The 17475-nt window shown below is 42.4% G+C and carries 20 protein-coding genes and 1 pseudogene; 20 read left to right on the forward strand and 1 reads right to left on the reverse strand.

Going from position 1 to position 17475, the window contains the following annotated elements:
• The 20 genes from E0496_RS16650 to E0496_RS16745 all read left to right on the forward strand — a co-directional run bounded on the left by E0496_RS16650 (position 1) and on the right by E0496_RS16745 (position 17108).
• A complete protein-coding gene (locus tag E0496_RS16650) occupies positions 1-696 on the forward strand; it encodes a hypothetical protein (RefSeq protein WP_175598076.1) in 696 nt (231 codons plus the stop codon).
• Positions 697-718: 22 nt separating this feature from the next.
• Positions 719-1519: an inositol monophosphatase family protein gene (locus E0496_RS16655; RefSeq protein ID WP_141502903.1), complete on the forward strand. Its 801-nt coding sequence runs from the start codon at positions 719-721 to the stop codon at positions 1517-1519.
• A 19-nt stretch (positions 1520-1538) separates the two neighbouring features.
• Positions 1539-2003 carry an SRPBCC family protein gene (locus E0496_RS16660; protein ID WP_338325865.1) on the forward strand — a complete coding sequence of 155 codons (465 nt, stop codon included), beginning with the start codon at positions 1539-1541 and terminating at the stop codon, positions 2001-2003.
• A gap of 72 nt (positions 2004-2075) precedes the next feature.
• Positions 2076-2807, forward strand: a complete 732-nt coding sequence (locus E0496_RS16665; RefSeq protein ID WP_141502905.1) for a ZIP family metal transporter — start codon at positions 2076-2078, stop codon at positions 2805-2807.
• 113 nt (positions 2808-2920) lie between these two features.
• Positions 2921-3883 carry a nucleoside hydrolase gene (locus tag E0496_RS16670; RefSeq protein ID WP_141502906.1) on the forward strand — a complete coding sequence of 321 codons (963 nt, stop codon included), beginning with the start codon at positions 2921-2923 and terminating at the stop codon, positions 3881-3883.
• 6 nt (positions 3884-3889) lie between these two features.
• The gene (locus E0496_RS16675) at positions 3890-4402 is read left to right on the forward strand and encodes an acyl-CoA thioesterase (protein WP_141502907.1); all 513 of its coding nucleotides are present in this window, start codon (positions 3890-3892) and stop codon (positions 4400-4402) included.
• 345 nt (positions 4403-4747) lie between these two features.
• Complete coding sequence (locus tag E0496_RS16680) at positions 4748-5167, forward strand: BlaI/MecI/CopY family transcriptional regulator (protein WP_141502908.1); 420 nt, start codon at positions 4748-4750, stop codon at positions 5165-5167.
• On the forward strand, positions 5164-6021 hold the full coding sequence (locus tag E0496_RS16685; protein ID WP_141502909.1) for a M56 family metallopeptidase: 858 nt from the start codon (positions 5164-5166) through the stop codon (positions 6019-6021). Before E0496_RS16680 ends, E0496_RS16685 begins: the two co-directional genes overlap by 4 nt.
• Positions 6022-6076: 55 nt before the next feature.
• Positions 6077-6811 (forward strand): DUF3105 domain-containing protein, encoded by a 735-nt coding sequence (locus tag E0496_RS16690; protein WP_141502910.1) that lies wholly within the window; start codon positions 6077-6079, stop codon positions 6809-6811.
• A gap of 209 nt (positions 6812-7020) precedes the next feature.
• Positions 7021-7362: an Asp23/Gls24 family envelope stress response protein gene (locus tag E0496_RS16695; RefSeq protein WP_141502911.1), complete on the forward strand. Its 342-nt coding sequence runs from the start codon at positions 7021-7023 to the stop codon at positions 7360-7362.
• A 38-nt stretch (positions 7363-7400) separates the two neighbouring features.
• Positions 7401-8108 carry a response regulator transcription factor gene (locus tag E0496_RS16700; protein WP_141502934.1) on the forward strand — a complete coding sequence of 236 codons (708 nt, stop codon included), beginning with the start codon at positions 7401-7403 and terminating at the stop codon, positions 8106-8108.
• Complete coding sequence (locus E0496_RS16705; RefSeq protein WP_241674835.1) at positions 8086-9174, forward strand: sensor histidine kinase; 1089 nt, start codon at positions 8086-8088, stop codon at positions 9172-9174. The genes E0496_RS16700 and E0496_RS16705 overlap by 23 nt, the downstream gene beginning before the upstream one ends.
• A gap of 27 nt (positions 9175-9201) precedes the next feature.
• Positions 9202-10281 (forward strand): AI-2E family transporter, encoded by a 1080-nt coding sequence (locus E0496_RS16710; RefSeq protein ID WP_141502912.1) that lies wholly within the window; start codon positions 9202-9204, stop codon positions 10279-10281.
• Between the two features lie 136 nt (positions 10282-10417).
• Positions 10418-10840 carry a class I SAM-dependent methyltransferase gene (locus tag E0496_RS16715; RefSeq protein ID WP_141502913.1) on the forward strand — a complete coding sequence of 141 codons (423 nt, stop codon included), beginning with the start codon at positions 10418-10420 and terminating at the stop codon, positions 10838-10840.
• 568 nt (positions 10841-11408) lie between these two features.
• Positions 11409-12353 carry an alpha/beta fold hydrolase gene (locus E0496_RS16720; protein ID WP_141502914.1) on the forward strand — a complete coding sequence of 315 codons (945 nt, stop codon included), beginning with the start codon at positions 11409-11411 and terminating at the stop codon, positions 12351-12353.
• Positions 12354-12621: 268 nt separating this feature from the next.
• Positions 12622-13665, forward strand: a complete 1044-nt coding sequence (locus tag E0496_RS16725; RefSeq protein ID WP_141502915.1) for a multicopper oxidase domain-containing protein — start codon at positions 12622-12624, stop codon at positions 13663-13665.
• A gap of 17 nt (positions 13666-13682) precedes the next feature.
• Positions 13683-14876, forward strand: coding sequence for a ZIP family metal transporter (locus E0496_RS16730; RefSeq protein WP_141502916.1), 1194 nt, complete (start codon positions 13683-13685; stop codon positions 14874-14876).
• Positions 14877-14900: 24 nt separating this feature from the next.
• Positions 14901-15083: a twin-arginine translocase TatA/TatE family subunit gene (locus tag E0496_RS16735; protein ID WP_141502917.1), complete on the forward strand. Its 183-nt coding sequence runs from the start codon at positions 14901-14903 to the stop codon at positions 15081-15083.
• 197 nt (positions 15084-15280) lie between these two features.
• The gene (locus tag E0496_RS16740; RefSeq protein WP_141502918.1) at positions 15281-16060 is read left to right on the forward strand and encodes a DeoR/GlpR family DNA-binding transcription regulator; all 780 of its coding nucleotides are present in this window, start codon (positions 15281-15283) and stop codon (positions 16058-16060) included.
• Positions 16050-17108: an oxidoreductase gene (locus E0496_RS16745; protein WP_141502936.1), complete on the forward strand. Its 1059-nt coding sequence runs from the start codon at positions 16050-16052 to the stop codon at positions 17106-17108. The genes E0496_RS16740 and E0496_RS16745 overlap by 11 nt, the downstream gene beginning before the upstream one ends.
• A gap of 29 nt (positions 17109-17137) precedes the next feature.
• Here E0496_RS16745 and E0496_RS16750 read toward each other — a convergent pair.
• Positions 17138-17386, reverse strand: a pseudogene (locus E0496_RS16750) (MFS transporter); the annotation flags it as partial.
• Positions 17387-17475: the final 89 nt, after the last annotated feature.

A 17475-nucleotide genomic window follows, 5' to 3' on the forward strand; every position in this document is an offset into this window, starting at 1 on the left:
ATGGGATTGTCATCGCTGCTTTTAAATAAGCTTTTTGTTGGCATGCCGCCGATAGCGATTGACCATCAGGAGAAAGAAGCCTATGAACGGCTTATTCAACATACCGATATCCGTGCTGGAGTCGCTAGCATTGTTTATGATTGTCCGTATCCAAAGTACCGCTTTGTTGCGTATATGGCTGAGCAGAAAGGTATGCTCGTTCATGGCTCTAACAATCAAGAGATCACAAATTTCGAGACGAGGCGGCAAACGTTATATAACGGAAAATATGTAAATGCTGTATTTGCAACGAAGGATGCGATTTGGCCGATTTTTTATGCTGTATTCAATCGCGCTAAGCTGGTTGGTAACTTTCGAAACGGTTGTTTGCGCATCAAAGCTCATCCATACCGATATTATTTTTTTTCATTGACAGAGCAAACGATTAGCAACATTCCTTGGATAAGCGGAACCCTCTATTTTTTGCCGCAGCAATCCTTTGTTAGAGCAAGCAGCGCTTCCGTCTACTTCGATGAATGGGTAAGCGAACAAGAAGTATCTCCGCTTTTCAAAATGGAGGTAGGTTTAGAGGATTTTCCGTTAGTTTCCATGGTTACAAGCCACGTTAGCGAAGAATCCATTCTGAAAACGTGGCTCCTGTATAAACGTAGATTAAGAGCAAAACTTTCGGGAATTTCAATTGGAAACAGACATTAACCTAAAATTGGGAGGCCATCAAATGGATCAAATGACTAGACAAATAGCGATGGAAACGGCCATTGCAGCTGCCTACGAAGCGGGTCGGCTAACCCGGGAACGATTTGCTACGCTGGATCACTTTGAAGAAAAGGATGACCATGGGGATATTGTGACGGAAGTAGATTATTTGGCAGAGAGCCTTATCCTTAATAAGATCAGGCGGATATTCCCTACCCACCAGATACGTTCTGAGGAGGCAGGCGAGAACGGTCTTCTGAGCGATTGGCTGTGGATGGTCGATCCGCTTGACGGTACTAACAATTTTGCTGTGGGACTCCCTCTCTTTGGCATATCGATTACGCTGGCTTATAAGCATGAGCCTGTACTCGCGGTTATTTATGAGCCGATGACTGATCGATTATATGTTTCAAGCAAGGGCGAGGGAATGACATGCAATGCACTTCCTCTTAAGCAGCGTGAAGTGAAGAGCTTAACAAAAGCAAGAGTCGGCTGGATACAAGGACATGCTGTGCAAAATGAGCAGAGAGCCGTTAAACTCAGAAACTACATAGATGTCCATACGAAGCGGATGATGCGTCTGTGGGCACCAACGCTCCAGTGGACGATGCTCGCTAGAGGCGATTTGGACGCCATAATCGTTTATAATTCAGAAGGCGAGGATCTATACTCCGGTATTTTAATGATGCAGGAAGCGGGAGGGATCGTGATTGACTATGACGGTCGACCGTTTAAAGGGATGATGGACCAGCCTTATTTGATTGCGTGCCGGCCGGAGCATCAGTCTTATTTTATGAACATGGTTAAAGAAGGTTTGGCATAACGCATAACAGAGAAGAGCGGTGAAAGGCTTGGTAGAGGTTAAAACTCAAATCTTTATACAAGCGCCGATCGAATATTGCTTTGATCTGGCGCGAGATATCGATGTACATACGAAAACGGTGTGGAAGCATACTCGTGAGCGAGCAGTAGCGGGTGTGACGTCTGGTCGCATTCAAGGGGGAGAGCTGGTTACGTTTGAAGCCACGCATTTTGGGGTTAGGCAGCGGCTTACTTCAAAAATTACCGAGTATAACGCACCCTATTTATTTGTTGACGAAACCCAAAAAGGCGCGTTCAAGAGCTTAGAGCATATTCACCTGTTTGAACGGCAGGGCGAGGGAACCTTGATGAAAGATATACTTAGATTCGAAGCGCCGCTAAGGGTCCTAGGCTGGATCGCTGAACGGCTGGTGCTCAAAGCCTACATGACTAAATTTTTGGAGCATCGGAACGAGCAGTTGAAACAACTGGCGGAACAAGGCTAGCCGGATGTATTCAAGGGTTAACGTACAAAATAAGGAATGAATGGCAACTTCAAGTGAATAAGGAGAAAACGTATGGCCGAAGCGCTAATTGGAAGCTTTATTTCAGCAATGGCGACAGTGCTTGGCGCGATCCCACTGCTTTTTGTCAAAAGCCTCTCTGAGAAATGGAAGGATATCCTCATTGCCTTTACGGCAGGCATTATGGTTTCCGCCTCTACCTTTGGATTGCTGCCGCAGGCGCTCAATGAATCGGGTTTGATACCTTTGACCTTAGGGCTGCTTATTGGAGTAATTGCGCTGGATCTCATTGAAAAAAATATTCCTCATATCGACATTGAGCAAAAAAGAGGCATCAGCTCATTTGATAACAAGTCACTGCTCGTCATTTTTGCGTTGTTCATCCATAACATACCAGAAGGATTAAGCACCGGTTTTAGTTATGCCAGTACAAATGGAGGACTGGGACCGATGGTCGCGATTGCCATTGGCGCGCAAAATATGCCAGAAGGCCTTGTGCTTGCGATTTTTCTCATCCATTCAAAGGTAAGCAAGCTAAAGCTGATGCTCATTGTGACGTTAACCGGGCTAATGGAGGTCGTATCTGCGATCATCGGTTATTTTGCAGCAAGCTATGTGGAAGGGCTTATTGGATATGGACTTGCTTTTGCCTCGGGAGCAATGTTGTTTATTGTGTATAAGGAGCTTATACCGGAAACACATGGTCACGGATTCGAGCGATCAGCGACTTATTCCTTCATCATTGGCTTGCTGGTCATGATTTACATCAGCCATTTCTTTGGTTAATGTTTACAAAATAGTGTTGAATTTTCAGCGGAAAGCATAATTCTTCAATTACAGCTTGGAATTAACCTGCTCATTCGTTTACAATGAACGATAGCAAAGGGAGGAATTATGACATGATGGAAAAAAACAGGCTTTTGCTTGATGTAGATACGGGAATTGATGACGCTCTAGCGATTTTGTATGCGTTGCTTTCACCCGAGATTAAGGTAGAGGGCATTACCACCGGATTCGGTAATACAGATGTGGATCAAGCGACGGAAAACACGCTGCGTGTTATTCAAGTCGCGAACTGCGGCTATGAAGTGCCCGTAGCGAAAGGGGCCGCGGGGCCGCTTAAACGGGTATTTCCGGGAGGAGTACCTCATATTCACGGCAATAACGGAATCGGTGACGCGGAGCTGCCATCGTCCAAGCAGCAGCCCCTTGAAGAAACAGCAGCCGAGTTTATCGTTCGCAAAGTGAACGAAAGCCCAGGTGAGCTCATTTTGGTTACCGTTGGCAGGCAGACGAATTTGGCACTCGCTCTGCAGCTAGATCCATCGATTGTTACGAAATTCAAGAAGGTTGTCATTATGGGCGGCGCAGTATTCGTGCCAGGCAATATCACGCCGGTAAGTGAAGCGAATTTGTATGGTGATCCAGAGGCCGCTGCAATCGTCGTTGAATCCGAGCTGCCGCTTGTAATCGTCGGTCTGGATGTGACGCAGCAAACACGTTTAACCAAGAACCATATGGCTTATTTGTCTCGTGAGGTTGCTGAAGATAAACGCGACGTGTTAGCCTTCTTGGAAGCATCGCTAGAGCGCTACTTTGATTTTTATGCGTTCTCTAACGGATTTGACGGGGAATGCTCAATGCATGATCCATTAGCGGTTATCGTAGCTATTCATCCGTCATTGGTTAAGACGCAAGCGCTAAATGCCGTCATAGATTGTGGTACCGGTTATACGGCTGGCATGGTCATTACGGATCGCAGAGTACGCTCGCTTGTTGGAAGACCTGTGGAGTTCTGTTTGGAAGTTGATTCGGCAAAAGCGATTGAGGAATTATTATCTGTATTTACCAAAGGGGAATAATAAACGATGGAACAACGGTACTCACGTGAATCCAAGTGTTACAAAACAGCAAGGGTATTTCCGCCGGATGTAAACAATCATAATACACTGTTTGGCGGAAAATTAATGGCCTATATCGATGATATTGCTTCGATTGCTGCGACCAAGCATTGCCGGCGTTCCGTCGTAACGGCGTCCACCGATTCCGTTGACTTTCTTCATCCAATCAGGCCTTCGGATTCGGTTTGTTTAGAATCCTTCGTCACTTGGACAGGCCGTACCTCTGTAGAAGTTTTTGTTAAGGTCATCAAAGAGGACTTGCTTAGCGGTGAACGCAGGGTTGCCGCGACTTCCTTCTTAACTTTTGTGGCATTAGATGAAAATCGCAAACCCGTACCTGTACCGATCGTCGTTCCAGAGACGGAAGAAGAGCTTAAGCTTTATGAAACGGCGCCGCATCGTGCGGAAATGCGCAAGATCAGAAGAGATGAAAGCAAAAAATTCGCGGGTTTTCTTACCGTGAAGCATCCTTGGGACTAATTCCATTCATTATGTGCATAAAAAGGAAGCGGGAAATCGTTTGTTTAGCCCATTTTGATGAAAAAAAATGCCCAAAATACGGTATGAGAACATTTGTTCTCGGTTGTTTGGGGGTAGAATTAGCCAAAATGGTTCCTTTATTCGTATTTGACTCCATTCCGCATGAAAAAGAGCGATTTTTATGGAAATGGCCAAAATACGGTTAGAGAACAAATGTTCGCATTACAAAAAAGCCCCTATATAGGGGCTTTTTTGATGTGTTGATTGGGTTAAACTACTCCGCGATTACATTCTCTTGAAATGAAGTGCTAGCTACACTATAATATGTAGTGGAAGGAGAGACCTATGGAGATTAAAAATTTTAAATACGGCGAAGTCGGGTTGAATCGCTTCTTCGGTTCACTTGAAGCTAAGATTATGGATATCTTATGGGAAGTCGATGAACTTAGCATTAAAGAGGTACAATTTCGGTTAGAGAAGGACAAGCCGATCAATTTTAATACGGTCATGACCGTCATGAACCGTTTGTTAGATAAAGGCGTTTTGCAAAAAAGACTGAAGGGGAGGCTTTCACTGTTCCGCCCAGTTGAATCCAAGGAAACCTTTATTGAGCAGCAGTCCAAGCTGTTGACCGAAAATTTGTTGGATGAGTTCGGCGGTGTAGTGATTAACCACATGATTGACGCGCTAAAGGATGTTGACCAATCCTTGTTGGAGAAATTGGAGCACAAGATTCAGCAATTGAAGAAGGACAAACCTTCATGAGACTGCAGAAAAAATCTACAGTCGTTCTGACTCTAAGTTTATTGATTGCCGTTATGCTATGGAGCCAGATGGGCATGTACCTCGCTCATCTCTTGTTCGGTGTCAACGTGAAGGTAAACTTCTTCCGCTTTTGCATCAGCTTGTTTAAAGAAAATACGCTTTATTATTTTTTAGTCATTACTTTTTTAAATTCATTGATTGCCTATGCTATTTTAATTTCGATGATCAAAATAACACAGCAATTTTTTCTTTCGAGAAGATTTAAAGCCAGATTGATGTCGATCAGAAATATTAGCTTAACCGCCTCTGTCTTCCAAGACTTTCATCCGCAAAATCAAAATATTATCGTGATTGACCATGAGCGGGCTATGGCCTTTACCGCTGGCTTCCGGCGGCCGCTTATCGTGATTTCGAGCGGTTTAATGAATATGCTTGATCACATGGAGCTGCGGGCGGTCATTGAGCATGAGTCATTCCATCAACAAAAATTCGATGCTTTGAAAATTTTTGTGCTGCAAATTATCTCGCAATCGCTATGGTTCGTTCCCGTTACCAAATGGAGCTATAGCAGCTATAAGCTGCTAAGTGAGCTGCTAGCCGATCAATATGCCGTACAAAAGACTGGCAGTGAGCTGGGGCTTGGAAGCGCATTGTTGAAGTTGATCAAGAAAGGTTTTAGTGATAATCCGACGCCTGTATTGGTACATTTTAACGATGGCGTTGTAAACTATAGACTGCAGCAGCTTGTAGATCCAGATCAAGTGATGCCTGTACGTCTAGGCTTGATTACTATAGTGATTTCCGTTCACGTCCTGCTTTTGTTTATGGGTATGGTCTTGCTCGCTATCACTTAGTTTTTTTAAGAAAAAGCACTACGGATTGTAGTGCGACGAAGGGGCAGATATCGGAATGGAAGAACACTTGCTATTGCACGAACAAACGGGGTCTACGTATTTTTTATTGTACACAGCAGCAGTCATTTTATTATTGGCAGTCTTGGGGTACTGGTACGCTTCAAAGTGGAATAAGGAAAATACGAGCCGTTTAAAAAAAGAGGAAAAAGCAGCTTTAAGAAAGAAAACGAAAAAAATGCGCTTAGCGGCTCATCTATTCTTGAGTTTATCCATCATCGTAGTTTTTGTTCATTTTGCAATAGATATGGGCAAAGCCTACAATATCGATTCTTTAAATCTTAAGGCAGAGATAGAGGTCAGCGACGATCAGAACTATGGAGCAGAGCACTCTGACGATCCTGTTAAATATGAGATGAAAATTCCAACTTCAGGAACGCATAGCCCGCATGACATTCAATTTGGTTTTTACAAAGAAAAGCCGCGCAATGAGTTGCTGGTTCACAATATGGAGCATGGGGATATTATTATCCATTATCCTAAGGATGCCAAACCCGAAATTATCGAACAGCTTAATTATTTCGTTAATTTTAGAGAAGCGGGAGCGGGCGTATTGGCAGTCCCTGACGAGAATATACCAGAAGGCAAAGCCGTTGTTGTAACCGCATGGACCAAAACGATGGAGCTGGATCAATACGACGAACAGAAGGTAGCGACGTTTATTTATACGTATATTAATAAAGGGCCTGAGAAGATACCAGCTCAAATTCGTCGCGGCGGCGGGACCATGTAAGCAGATGATAAGAACATATTCGAAAGAACCGGTACTGCCTTGCTGCAGCTCGGTTCTTTTTTATAGCGCCTCGCAAAATCTTTATTGCATCTATAACCCTAAAAGAGTGTACTTTCCCAAAAAGTTTAGCTAATCTTTAGGTTACGCTTATGTAATTTTTAATGTGAAATTATATACTTATACTATCAGCCAAGATAGGAGTGAGTATAATGAATGAGCAAGTATTAGCAGGTCAAGTACAAATATCAGAGGCGGTTGTCTCTAAAATAGCAGGTCATGCAGCACTTATCAAAAGTGATGTCGCTGTATTAGTCGGCAGCATCTCAGAAGGGATAGCGAAACGTCTCGGCGGTAAAAATATTCCCAAAGGTGTTTCTGTTTCCATAGATGAACATAAGACAGAGATCGAATCACGGGTTATTATCGCTTATGGGTCCGATATTCGCCGCGTTTGCCGTGAACTGCAACATCATGTTCATGAAGCGGTAGAGATGATGACAGGCAAATCCTTTATTGAGGTTCATGTTAAGGTGGAAGGGGTTTCGTTCTAAGGCACTTCGAAAGAAAACGTTTTACATAAGGAGATATGATGAAGTATACCATTCTAATTGCTGATGATGAACCTGAGATCATGGAATTGCTTCAACTTTATTTAGAAAATGACTATTCCATTTTGCAAGCCAAAGATGGCATTGAAGCGCTGGAGCTCGTCCAAAAAGAGACGATTGATTTGGCTATCCTTGATATTATGATGCCTGGTCTTGATGGGCGCAGCCTATTGAAAAAGATTAGAGAAACCCGTACGTTTCCTGTTTTATTCTTGTCCGCTAAGAGCCAGTATCATGACAAAATACTCGGCCTTGGTTTAGGGGCTGACGACTATATGTCTAAGCCTTTCAACCCTCTTGAGGTTGTTGCCCGCGTACAAGCGCTCCTCCGGAGAGTGTATAACTTTGATGCTGCTGACACGAGCTCCAGCCAGAGCAGCATTTGCAAAGTTGGAGAGCTCAAGCTTGATCGGATGCGCTGCTCCCTATCTTATGGTGAGGAGCCTATTTCTTTAACATCAACCGAATATAAAATTATCGATTTATTAATGCAGGAGCCGGGTCGTGTCTTTACCCGCAAAAAAATCTATGAGTCAGTGTGGGATGATTATTACGTTCATGAGGATAGCGCCATTATGATGCATATTAGCAATCTACGCGAGAAAATTGAACGGGACCCCAAGCAGCCTGTCTATATAAAAACGATCAGAGGGTTGGGATATAAAATTGAAGCGCCAAGGGAAGAGTAGTAAAATCAGGAAACTGCGCACTTCACTTATCTATGATTTCTTATGGTTCAACATCCTTTTGCTTCTTCTGCTTGGTACCATGATCGTAATCGGAATTATCGATTTCAGCCATCGGGCCGACCCTGCTGCTGTTAATAATAGCAGCTTGGTTTATGTCATGATTTGGGTAGCGCTGATGGCTGTTCTTATTTTCGTATACAGTTATTGGGTCGCCAGGCGAATCAACAAGCCACTGCAGCAAATTTCTATTGGATTAAAGGAAATGATTGAGGGAGATTACAGTACGCGAATTGCATTAGAAGGGGAAAAGGAATTCGTTCAGATACGCGACACCTTTAATTATATGGCAGGCATTATTGAGAAAACGGCCGCGGAAAAACAATATGCGGAAGACAGCAAACAACGGCTAATCGTTGATCTTTCCCATGATTTGAAAACGCCGATCACGAGCATACAGGGCTATGCGCAGGCTTTGTATGAAGGCAGAGTAGAGGACGACGAGCGGCAAAAAAAATATTTAAGTTATATTTATTACAAATCAGAGCAAGTGACCAAGCTCATACATAATATGCTGGATTTACTCAAAACAGATTCTCCCGATTTTCGAATGAAATTAGAGCGCAATGAAATCGGCGACTTCCTTCGTGAAGTAGTTGCGGATTTGTATGGCGATATTGAAAAAAAGGATTTTGTGCTGCAGTTGAACATTGCGGAGGAAAATGTGTATGCCTTATATGATATCGATTTGCTGTCTAGCGTTATTCGTAATCTGATTGCCAATGCACTAACCTACAACCCGTCACGCACGCACCTGCGGGTAGAGCTAATTCCGCAAGCAGATCATGTGATTATTGAAATCGCAGATACGGGCATAGGCATTCCAAAGCAGTTGTGGGGCAATATTTTTGAGCCGTTCGTTCGCGGAGATGAAGCGAGAGCCGGCGAAGCAGGGACAGGTCTTGGACTATCCATTGCAAGAAAAAACACAGAAAAAATGGGAGGCATGCTTAAGCTGCGCGAACAACCCGGGGAGCCGACCGTATTTGCCATCCATTTGCAAAAATAATACTAAAAAGGGTCAAGGAGAGAAGTTATGCTTTCATTAAATCGTTTTATTCGATGGTGTTTGGCCATTATGCTCGTATTAGCAAGCGTTTATTTGGCCTCGCTCGTTGATTTTATATTCAAACCCATTCTTTCACTAGTCAATATTGTAATGATTCCGCTAATTTTGTCGTTCTTTGCTTATTATATGCTTCGTCCGATCGTGGATTGGATGGTGCGTAAGAAGACGAACCGTACGGTGGCTATTTTAGTGATCTATCTCGTCATCGCATTGATCGGAGTCGTCTTTCTAACCGGTGTATGGCCATCTTTGCGTGAGCAAATTAATAATTTGTTGAAGAATGGACCAAGCATCCTTTCGGAACTAAGTTTTCAATTGCAGGAGTTAGAGAAAAATGAATTTCTTTCTGCCTATATCCCTGCTGATTTTTCTATCGTTACGCAGATCACTGATTTCTTAAACCACGGTTTTGTATTTCTTACGGAGTACATCAAAGGACTGTTCTCGTTTATTTCAAATATGGCGATCACCTTGTTTGTATTTCCAATCATCTTATTCTATATGTTAAAAGAAGGCGGAAATTTTGGGAAAGTGTTGGTTCGGGCGCTTCCAAAACGATTCCGTGCTGAAGGGGAAGAGATTACGGGTGAGGTTGATAAAGTATTAAGCGGCTTTATTCTCGGGCGAGTACTCGTTAATCTTGCGCTTGGTGTTCTCATGTACATCGGTTTTCTGATCATTGGACTGCCTTATGCGCTGCTGTTAACCGTAGTTGCAGTCATTATGAACTTTATTCCCTTTTTTGGAGCGATCTTATCCGCTGTTCCCATTGTTATTATCGGTTTCATCGAATCGCCTTCTGTAGCGATATGGTCGATCATTATTATTTTATTGGCGCAGCAAATTCAAGATAATGTGATTGCTCCTTACGTTTTTGGAAAACAGCTTAATATTCATCCGCTTACTACGATTCTGCTTGTATTAGTAGGGGGCGATATCTTCGGCATCATTGGGATCATTATCATTATCCCAGTGTACATGATCGTGAAAATCGTGGGGGTAAAGGTTTACGAATTGTTTTTCAAACAATCATGGGAAAATATTTAGAATCGCTGACCTCATACCACAATAAAAAGGAATTTGCTGTAAATGCAAATTCCTTTTTTAGTAAAAGTTGACAATTGAATTATAAGTGTTAATATATACCATCTACAGTCGAATCATGAATCTGAGAGGAATGTGCATGCAAGAAGAACTGGCAAATGCGAACAAGGTTGCGTGGGAAACGAAAGCGTATCAGGCTTGGGTTCAAACGTATGGAACACCTGACGAACTTGCGAGTGAGCTGAAGCTGAAACACAAGCATCATCTTCGATATTGGTTAAAGTATATTGGTAATCCCACAGGCAAAAGAGTGATTAACCTCCTTGGCTCGCATGGCCGAAAGGCAATTTCACTAGCATTGCTCGGTGCTGATGTTACCGTAGTAGACATTTCTGAAGAAAATCGGTTGTACGCTATTCAGACTGCCGCTGCAATTGGGACAGCAGGGTTAGTTATACGGACATTTGAGGAAATACCAAGCTCTACGGATCCGCGGTTTCCGGCATTTTATACTCTTATTGCTGATAAAATGGATATTGCATTATCCCCATTGCTGCCTTAACTTTGAAAGCCTCGTTATTATGCTAACGCTCCAGAGAACACTGTATTTCATACCTGTTCCCATCTACCTTGGTACATGCAGAGAGAATATTTCTATTTAAGAGGAGGTAAAAATGAACTCCAAAAATTCCGAAAAGAAGCCACTGAGGACCCGTTTGATACTTGGAAGTCCTTCTTTTATATTCGTAATTGTAGTTTACGTTAGTTTATTCTTGCTTGCTCCACTGTTTGTTGAGCTGGGTATCCAACCTAAAGATCGTTTTGTAATTATCGTTGTAGTGATGGTTACTTTCTTAATTGGTCTTTTCACCGGAAAGCTTATTTCTTATCTAGAATCGAAATTTAAATGAATTTCTTAATTCACAAACGGGTATTTTTATAATGAGCCATTTGAAAGTCCCAGGAGACGATGCCTCTGGGATTTTTTTTGAAAAATTACCTTAACGGGAGCTTAATTATTTGACATAGATGAGGAATGGAATTAAGACTTAGGTAAACCCTTGTTACACAGGATCTAAGGTTGGCTTGTTAGAATGAAGGAGACAAAACATAAGGGGATGGACAGACACATGAGAAAAACGTTGAAAGTTCTTTTGAAAGTCATAGGAGCAATATTGCTAGCATTTATTCTTTTTCTGGTCATTGTTTTTGCGGTTAACAAGATTTGTAATAAAATAGAAAAAGGAAAAATTGAATCCTATGGACAGCTTGTGCCTGTAGACGGAAAAAATATGAATGTTACCATTCAAGGTACTGGCGAGGAAACGGTCGTCATGATTCCAGGGTTTGGCACAGCGTCACCGGCGCTTGATTTTAAACCGTTAGTGGACGAGCTAACTCCCTATTACAAAGTAGTCGTCATTGAGCCTTTTGGTTACGGTTTGAGTGATGTGTCCGAAAAGGAACGAACTATTGAAAATATTGTCAATGAGATTCATGAATGCTTACAAGCTTTAAAGATTGACCAATATATTCTGATGGGCCACTCCATTGCCGGCATTTATGGATTGGATTATGTGAACAAATATGAGAACGAAGTCAGCGCATTTGTCGGAATTGATACCAGTGTTCCTTCGCAAGACAATTCGGATCCATTTCCGTCAGAAATGTATAAAGCACTTAACAATTCAGGTTTCTACCGATTGATTATGAAACTCAGCCCAGATCAACTGATTACACCACAAGTGGATGAGGAAACTAGAGAGCAAATCAGAATGATTTCACTTAAAAATTCGTTTAATCCCAACATTTTAAGTGAAGGAGAACATTTTGAATATAATTTTAAAGCCGTTGAAAATACAACGTTCCCTAAAAATCTTCCGCTTATCTTCTTTTTAGAAGCGAATAACACGGATGTTGAAGGATGGGAACAAAAGCATGATGACCAGATTAAAGATTCTGTACATGGTAAAGTGATGAATTTTGAAGGCGAGCATTATTTGCACCATACTAAATCCAAAGAAATCGCTGAGAATTTTAGAAGCTTTATGAATGAAGTTGAAGTAGACAAGTAGAATAATGGACAAGTCGAACGAGACACAGTTGAAAATGTGTTTCGTTCGATTTTTTTTGTATAACAGTCACATCAAAGAAAACGGAGACAGTAGGACAGACTTTTAGAAATAATACTTTACAAAGAGTCTACGATATCATATATTTTAATCAACTAAAAAAGTTTACTTAGGGAAACTTTTTTGTCCTTAATTAAAAATATTTTTTTTATTAATTATTTTGCATTTAGGCAAAATAATTCCCTTATATTAACATGGAGGTGGGGAAGGAATGGCATTTGATCCCAATCGATCTTTTTCAAGGAGGAGCATTCTTAAAGTAGGCGCAGCTGGCATAGCGGGGATTCTGGGAAGCAGTTTGTTCAATACAAGTGCTTTATTTGGGAAATCTGCTCATGCTATGGGAAAGGACGAAATGCACCATACGCTTAAGGATCAAATGAAACAGGGGATGTCACATGGTTACGATCCGGGAACGGATTCAACACCTGGGTTGGAAGCAGCGGTTAAGGCGTTGACCGCTTTCGATTATGGAGTTGTATCCGTATCCGCGGAAGGAAAAACAATAAGAGAATATGATATTCAAGCTTGGGATGCGGAGTTGGAAATTGCAAAAGGGATTAAGTTTCCAGGCTGGACATTTAACGGTACCGTTCCTGGGCCAACACTCCGTTGTACGGAAGGGGATATTGTTCGGATTAAGTTTGGAAATGGATCTGCGCATCCCCATTCCATTCATTTTCATGGCATTCATCCAACGAATATGGACGGTCTCGAACCTGTTCCAACGGGAGGAGAAGTTGTATATGAATTTGAAGCGAAGCCGGCGGGGCTTCATCCCTTTCACTGCCATGTCCCACCGCTCGCTAGACATATTCATAAGGGGCTGTACGGTCACTTTATAATTGATCCTAAAAAGCCAAGGAAACCTGCTAAAGAGCTGAGTATGGTCATGAATGGTTTTGATTTGGATCTAGATGGAGAGAACGAGGTGTACACAGTTAATGGCTATGCCTTTGCTTACCAATCCAGGCCCATTAAAGTGAAAACAGGAGAACTGGTTCGTATCTACTTAAGCAACTTAACGGAATTTGACCCTATTAATTCATTTCATTTACATGCAAATTTCTTTCATTATTATGCGACGGGTGCTGATCCAGAAGCAAGACCGTACTATACCGATACAATCATGCAGTGCCAAGGGGAAAGAGGCATTATTGAAGTAACATTTCCTGCTCCGGGAAAATATATGTTCCATGCTCATCAAAGTGAGTTTACAGAATTAGGCTGGATGGGCTTTTTTGAAGTGGGATAACCAGAGGAGGAGATGTCGTGGAGACTGCGCATAAAAAGAAAAATAATCAGCTGCTTTGGCTGTTAGGCCTTATGCCATTATTGCTGCTAGCAGGCATGATTGCTGTCATTTCAACTTGGGGAACGGGAGTCAAAGAAGAACAAGCGGCACCAATAGAAGTACTAAACATAGAAAGAATTATTTTAACCGATGATGGATTCGAGGTTCGTATACTTAATTCAGGACCGAAGGAAGTGACAGTTGCGCAAGTTGTCGTGGATGGGGCTTTTTGGAATGCTTCTTATGTTCCCAGTGCTACCATTGAGCGCTTGGGCAGTTCTACTGTTTTCATCCCCTATCCGTGGGTAGAGGGAGATCCGCATGAAATTAAGTTGATCACCTCTAACGGATTAATTTTTATTGGCGATGTAGTTGCTGCCATGAAAACACCAGCTGCTGATGCAAACAGATTCTTGCAGTACTCACTTATCGGGTTTTATGTCGGTGTGATTCCCGTTGGACTTGGATTATTATGGTATCCATTCATGCGTCGTTTTTCATCAAGAGGGATACAAGCGGTTATGGCCTTTACTGTGGGGCTGCTTTTTTTCCTTGTCGTTGATACCATTCAAGAAGGGTTAGAACTTGGTGCGGCAGCGCCTGGTGTCTTCCAAGGTACGGGCCTTGTATGGTTTGGAGCTTTGCTAAGTTTTTTATTTCTGCTTGCGATTGATCAATCGAGTTCCAAGAGAGCAGAGAAAGGTAATGATAATGGCAAGAGAGTATCGTTCAAAATAGCAGGAGGAATTGGCTTGCATAACCTTGGGGAAGGTCTAGCGATTGGCGCGGCTTTTGCTGCGGGTGAAGCAGCACTTGGCACGTTCCTCATTGTTGGTTTTACTTTGCATAATATTACAGAAGGAATCGGTATCGCCGCTCCTCTTCTAAAAGCCAAGCCGACAATAAAAACCTTTCTCGCCTTAGCCGTTTTGGGAGGAGGACCAGCCATTATTGGCACATGGATTGGGGGATTTGTATTTAATCAGACGTTGGCGGCATTGTTCTTTGGCATTGGTGCTGGTGCGATTATACAAGTTATTTATGTCATTTCCAAAATGGTTGTAAGAGATGCTAAAACTGAAGGAACACCTTCGGTATCTTGGCCCAATTTCTCAGGTTTAGTGCTCGGAGTTCTAGTAATGTATGGAACAGCCTTGTTGGTTAACTTTTAGAACGGGATATGGGGAGGGGCATAGATGCCGATGAATATAGGTGTTGCAGGGATTGTCTTGCTTGTCATTTTGGGTTTGCTGCTATTTGGACCGTCAAAGTTACCTCAATTAGGAAGAGCGATAGGGACGACATTATCGGAATTCAAACGAGGAGCAAAGGGATTAATGGATAATGATGAAAAACCGGAAGATAAAAAAGAGACATAGATATATTACTCGTTGATCGCAAAACTAATCACTTTCAAAATTCCATCTAAATAAAGGAGTAGTTGACAATGGCAACTACTCTTTTGTTTTAGTAATAAGCTTATAGCCACGAAAAAATAGATTTACAACTTAAAATATAAGCAATATACTTATAAAAGATTAAGTAACTATAAGTTATATCATTAAGAGGTGGGGAAATGACGCAGGAAGAACGACTCAAGGGGATTCTTGAGCACATAAAAGAAAATGGGAAAATTCGGATTGAACAAATCTGTGAAAAATATCGTATCTCCCGGGATAGTGCTAGGCGAGATTTAGTCAAATTGGAAGAAGCGCGGTTAATCCTCCGCACACATGGAGGGGCAATTCTTCCTTCGTCTGGAAATTCTACAGTTCCTTATCATGAACGTTTAGAGAATCAAGCAACGAAGAAACTCATTGGCAAGTTAGCAGCTGGTTTGGTTCAAGACGGAGAGACTTTATTTTTGGATGCGTCAACGACTGTTCAAGCTGCAATAGAAGCGCTCTCCGCGAAAGATATTACTGCCGTTACTAACTCGATCGATGCGGCCGCGTTTCTAGGTAAAAAAGAAACTGGTAAAGTTCATCTTTTGGGTGGTGAATATAACGCATGGAACAGAAATCTGACCGGCCCTCAAACGATAGGAATGATTCGGGATTTTCGAGTGCAGACCTTATTTCTGGGAGCATGCGCCATTACACCTGATGGGTTATCCTGCCCTCAGCTGGAGGAGGCTTATGTGAAGCGTGAAATGATTTCGAGGGCAGACAGGGTGTACGTTCTTGCAGAACGTATCAAATTCGAAAAATCATTTCTTCATCATGTCTGTGGTCTAGAGAACATCAACATTCTTATTACAGATAGTGAGCCGCCCGCAGCTGTGAAAGAGATTCTTGATAGACATCGAATTAAAATCTTAATCGTACAAGAGGGAGATAACAATGATGAAAATTAATGTTGGTTTAGTTGGTTACGGCTTATCCGCTTCCGTATTTCATGGCCCCATCATTCGAAGCACAGAGGGGATGAGCTTACAGGCAGTTGTTTCTTCAAATGCCGAAAAGGTACATAAGGACTACCCTAACGTTGAAGTATTTGCTGATATCGAGTCCCTATTGCTGCAGAGTGAAATCAATTTAGTTGTCATTTGCACGCCAAATACCATGCACTATTCTTTTGCCAAAAAAGCAATATTAGCTGGAAAGAACGTTGTGGTTGAAAAACCGTTCACAGTGGACTCTAGCGAAGCACAGGAACTGATTTCTCTGGCAAAAGAACATAACGTTCAATTGGCGGTTTATCAAAATCGCAGATGGGATAATGACTTTTTAACGATAAAAGCCTTACTGGCAACGGATATGCTAGGTGAATTATCGACCTACGAAGCGCACTATGACCGATTTAGACCAGAAGTAGGAAACCGTTGGCGCGAAGAGAACCAACCGGGTTCAGGAATTCTTTATGACCTTGGATCACATTTGATTGATCAGGCGTTACATCTATTTGGCATGCCTCAAACGATTTGGGCTGATATTCGATCAGAGAGAGCCGGAAGCCAGACGGATGATTATTTTCACCTTATTCTCGGTTATTCGCATCTAAGGGTTATTTTGCACTCCGGATCACTTGTGAAAATGGGAGGTCCTCGGTTTGCGTTGCATGGAGATAAAGGAAGCTTTATCAAATATGGATTAGACCCTCAAGAAGATCAACTTAAAACAGGAATGCACCCCGGCGATTCTGGATGGGGGGAAGATCGTCCAGAGTATTACGGAAAGTTAAGCAGCGTTGTAGGCGGGCTGTCAATGGAAGCGTTGATCAAGACTATGCCGGGCAGTTATGAAGTGTTTTATGAGAGTATGGCCAAAGCCATTCAATCAGACATGCGAGTACCTGTATCAGCGGAGCAAGCATTACATACGATCCGTATTATTGAATACGCAATTCAAAGCCATCGAGATCAATGTACGATACAAATACCGCATATTCAGATGGAACGGTAGGGAGTATCATGAACAAAATAAGTACCTTAGAAACACAACCCACTAGTCGCAATGATGCGCTTACGTCCGAAGGAATCGGATAACCGTCCCGCCAGCGGTGAGAAAACCAGCGGTGTAAATGCGAAGGATGCGGTAAGCAAGCCAGCGGTGCTACCGTTAATATCAAGCATTGTTATGTATTTAGGGGTTACTGGGATAACCAACCCGATACCGGCAAGACCAAAAAAATTGAACATCAGAAGCAGCATAGCACCTCGATTTTTGAACAACAAAGCCAACTTATCTGCATGATAAGTCAAGAACTCGGTATTACCAATAAAACAGACAAAAACCGCGAAGCCTTCTGCTACGCGGTTTTTGTCTGTTT

This window comes from Paenibacillus luteus (assembly GCF_006542765.1).
In the GTDB taxonomy this organism is placed as follows: domain Bacteria; phylum Bacillota; class Bacilli; order Paenibacillales; family Paenibacillaceae; genus Pristimantibacillus; species Pristimantibacillus luteus.

Bases quoted from the DNA above. Each gene is read 5' to 3' on its own strand.
- E0496_RS16650 (WP_175598076.1), top strand. From the start codon at position 1: ATGGGATTGTCATCGCTGCTTTTAAATAAGCTTTTTGTTGGCATGCCG.
- E0496_RS16655 (WP_141502903.1), top strand. From the start codon at position 719: ATGGATCAAATGACTAGACAAATAGCGATGGAAACGGCCATTGCAGCT.
- E0496_RS16665 (WP_141502905.1), top strand. From the start codon at position 2,076: ATGGCCGAAGCGCTAATTGGAAGCTTTATTTCAGCAATGGCGACAGTG.
- E0496_RS16670 (WP_141502906.1), top strand. From the start codon at position 2,921: ATGATGGAAAAAAACAGGCTTTTGCTTGATGTAGATACGGGAATTGAT.
- E0496_RS16675 (WP_141502907.1), top strand. From the start codon at position 3,890: ATGGAACAACGGTACTCACGTGAATCCAAGTGTTACAAAACAGCAAGG.
- E0496_RS16680 (WP_141502908.1), top strand. From the start codon at position 4,748: ATGGAGATTAAAAATTTTAAATACGGCGAAGTCGGGTTGAATCGCTTC.
- E0496_RS16685 (WP_141502909.1), top strand. From the start codon at position 5,164: ATGAGACTGCAGAAAAAATCTACAGTCGTTCTGACTCTAAGTTTATTG.
- E0496_RS16690 (WP_141502910.1), top strand. From the start codon at position 6,077: ATGGAAGAACACTTGCTATTGCACGAACAAACGGGGTCTACGTATTTT.
- E0496_RS16695 (WP_141502911.1), top strand. From the start codon at position 7,021: ATGAATGAGCAAGTATTAGCAGGTCAAGTACAAATATCAGAGGCGGTT.
- E0496_RS16700 (WP_141502934.1), top strand. From the start codon at position 7,401: ATGAAGTATACCATTCTAATTGCTGATGATGAACCTGAGATCATGGAA.
- E0496_RS16710 (WP_141502912.1), top strand. From the start codon at position 9,202: ATGCTTTCATTAAATCGTTTTATTCGATGGTGTTTGGCCATTATGCTC.
- E0496_RS16715 (WP_141502913.1), top strand. From the start codon at position 10,418: ATGCAAGAAGAACTGGCAAATGCGAACAAGGTTGCGTGGGAAACGAAA.
- E0496_RS16720 (WP_141502914.1), top strand. From the start codon at position 11,409: ATGAGAAAAACGTTGAAAGTTCTTTTGAAAGTCATAGGAGCAATATTG.
- E0496_RS16725 (WP_141502915.1), top strand. From the start codon at position 12,622: ATGGCATTTGATCCCAATCGATCTTTTTCAAGGAGGAGCATTCTTAAA.
- E0496_RS16735 (WP_141502917.1), top strand. From the start codon at position 14,901: ATGCCGATGAATATAGGTGTTGCAGGGATTGTCTTGCTTGTCATTTTG.
- E0496_RS16740 (WP_141502918.1), top strand. From the start codon at position 15,281: ATGACGCAGGAAGAACGACTCAAGGGGATTCTTGAGCACATAAAAGAA.
- E0496_RS16745 (WP_141502936.1), top strand. From the start codon at position 16,050: ATGAAAATTAATGTTGGTTTAGTTGGTTACGGCTTATCCGCTTCCGTA.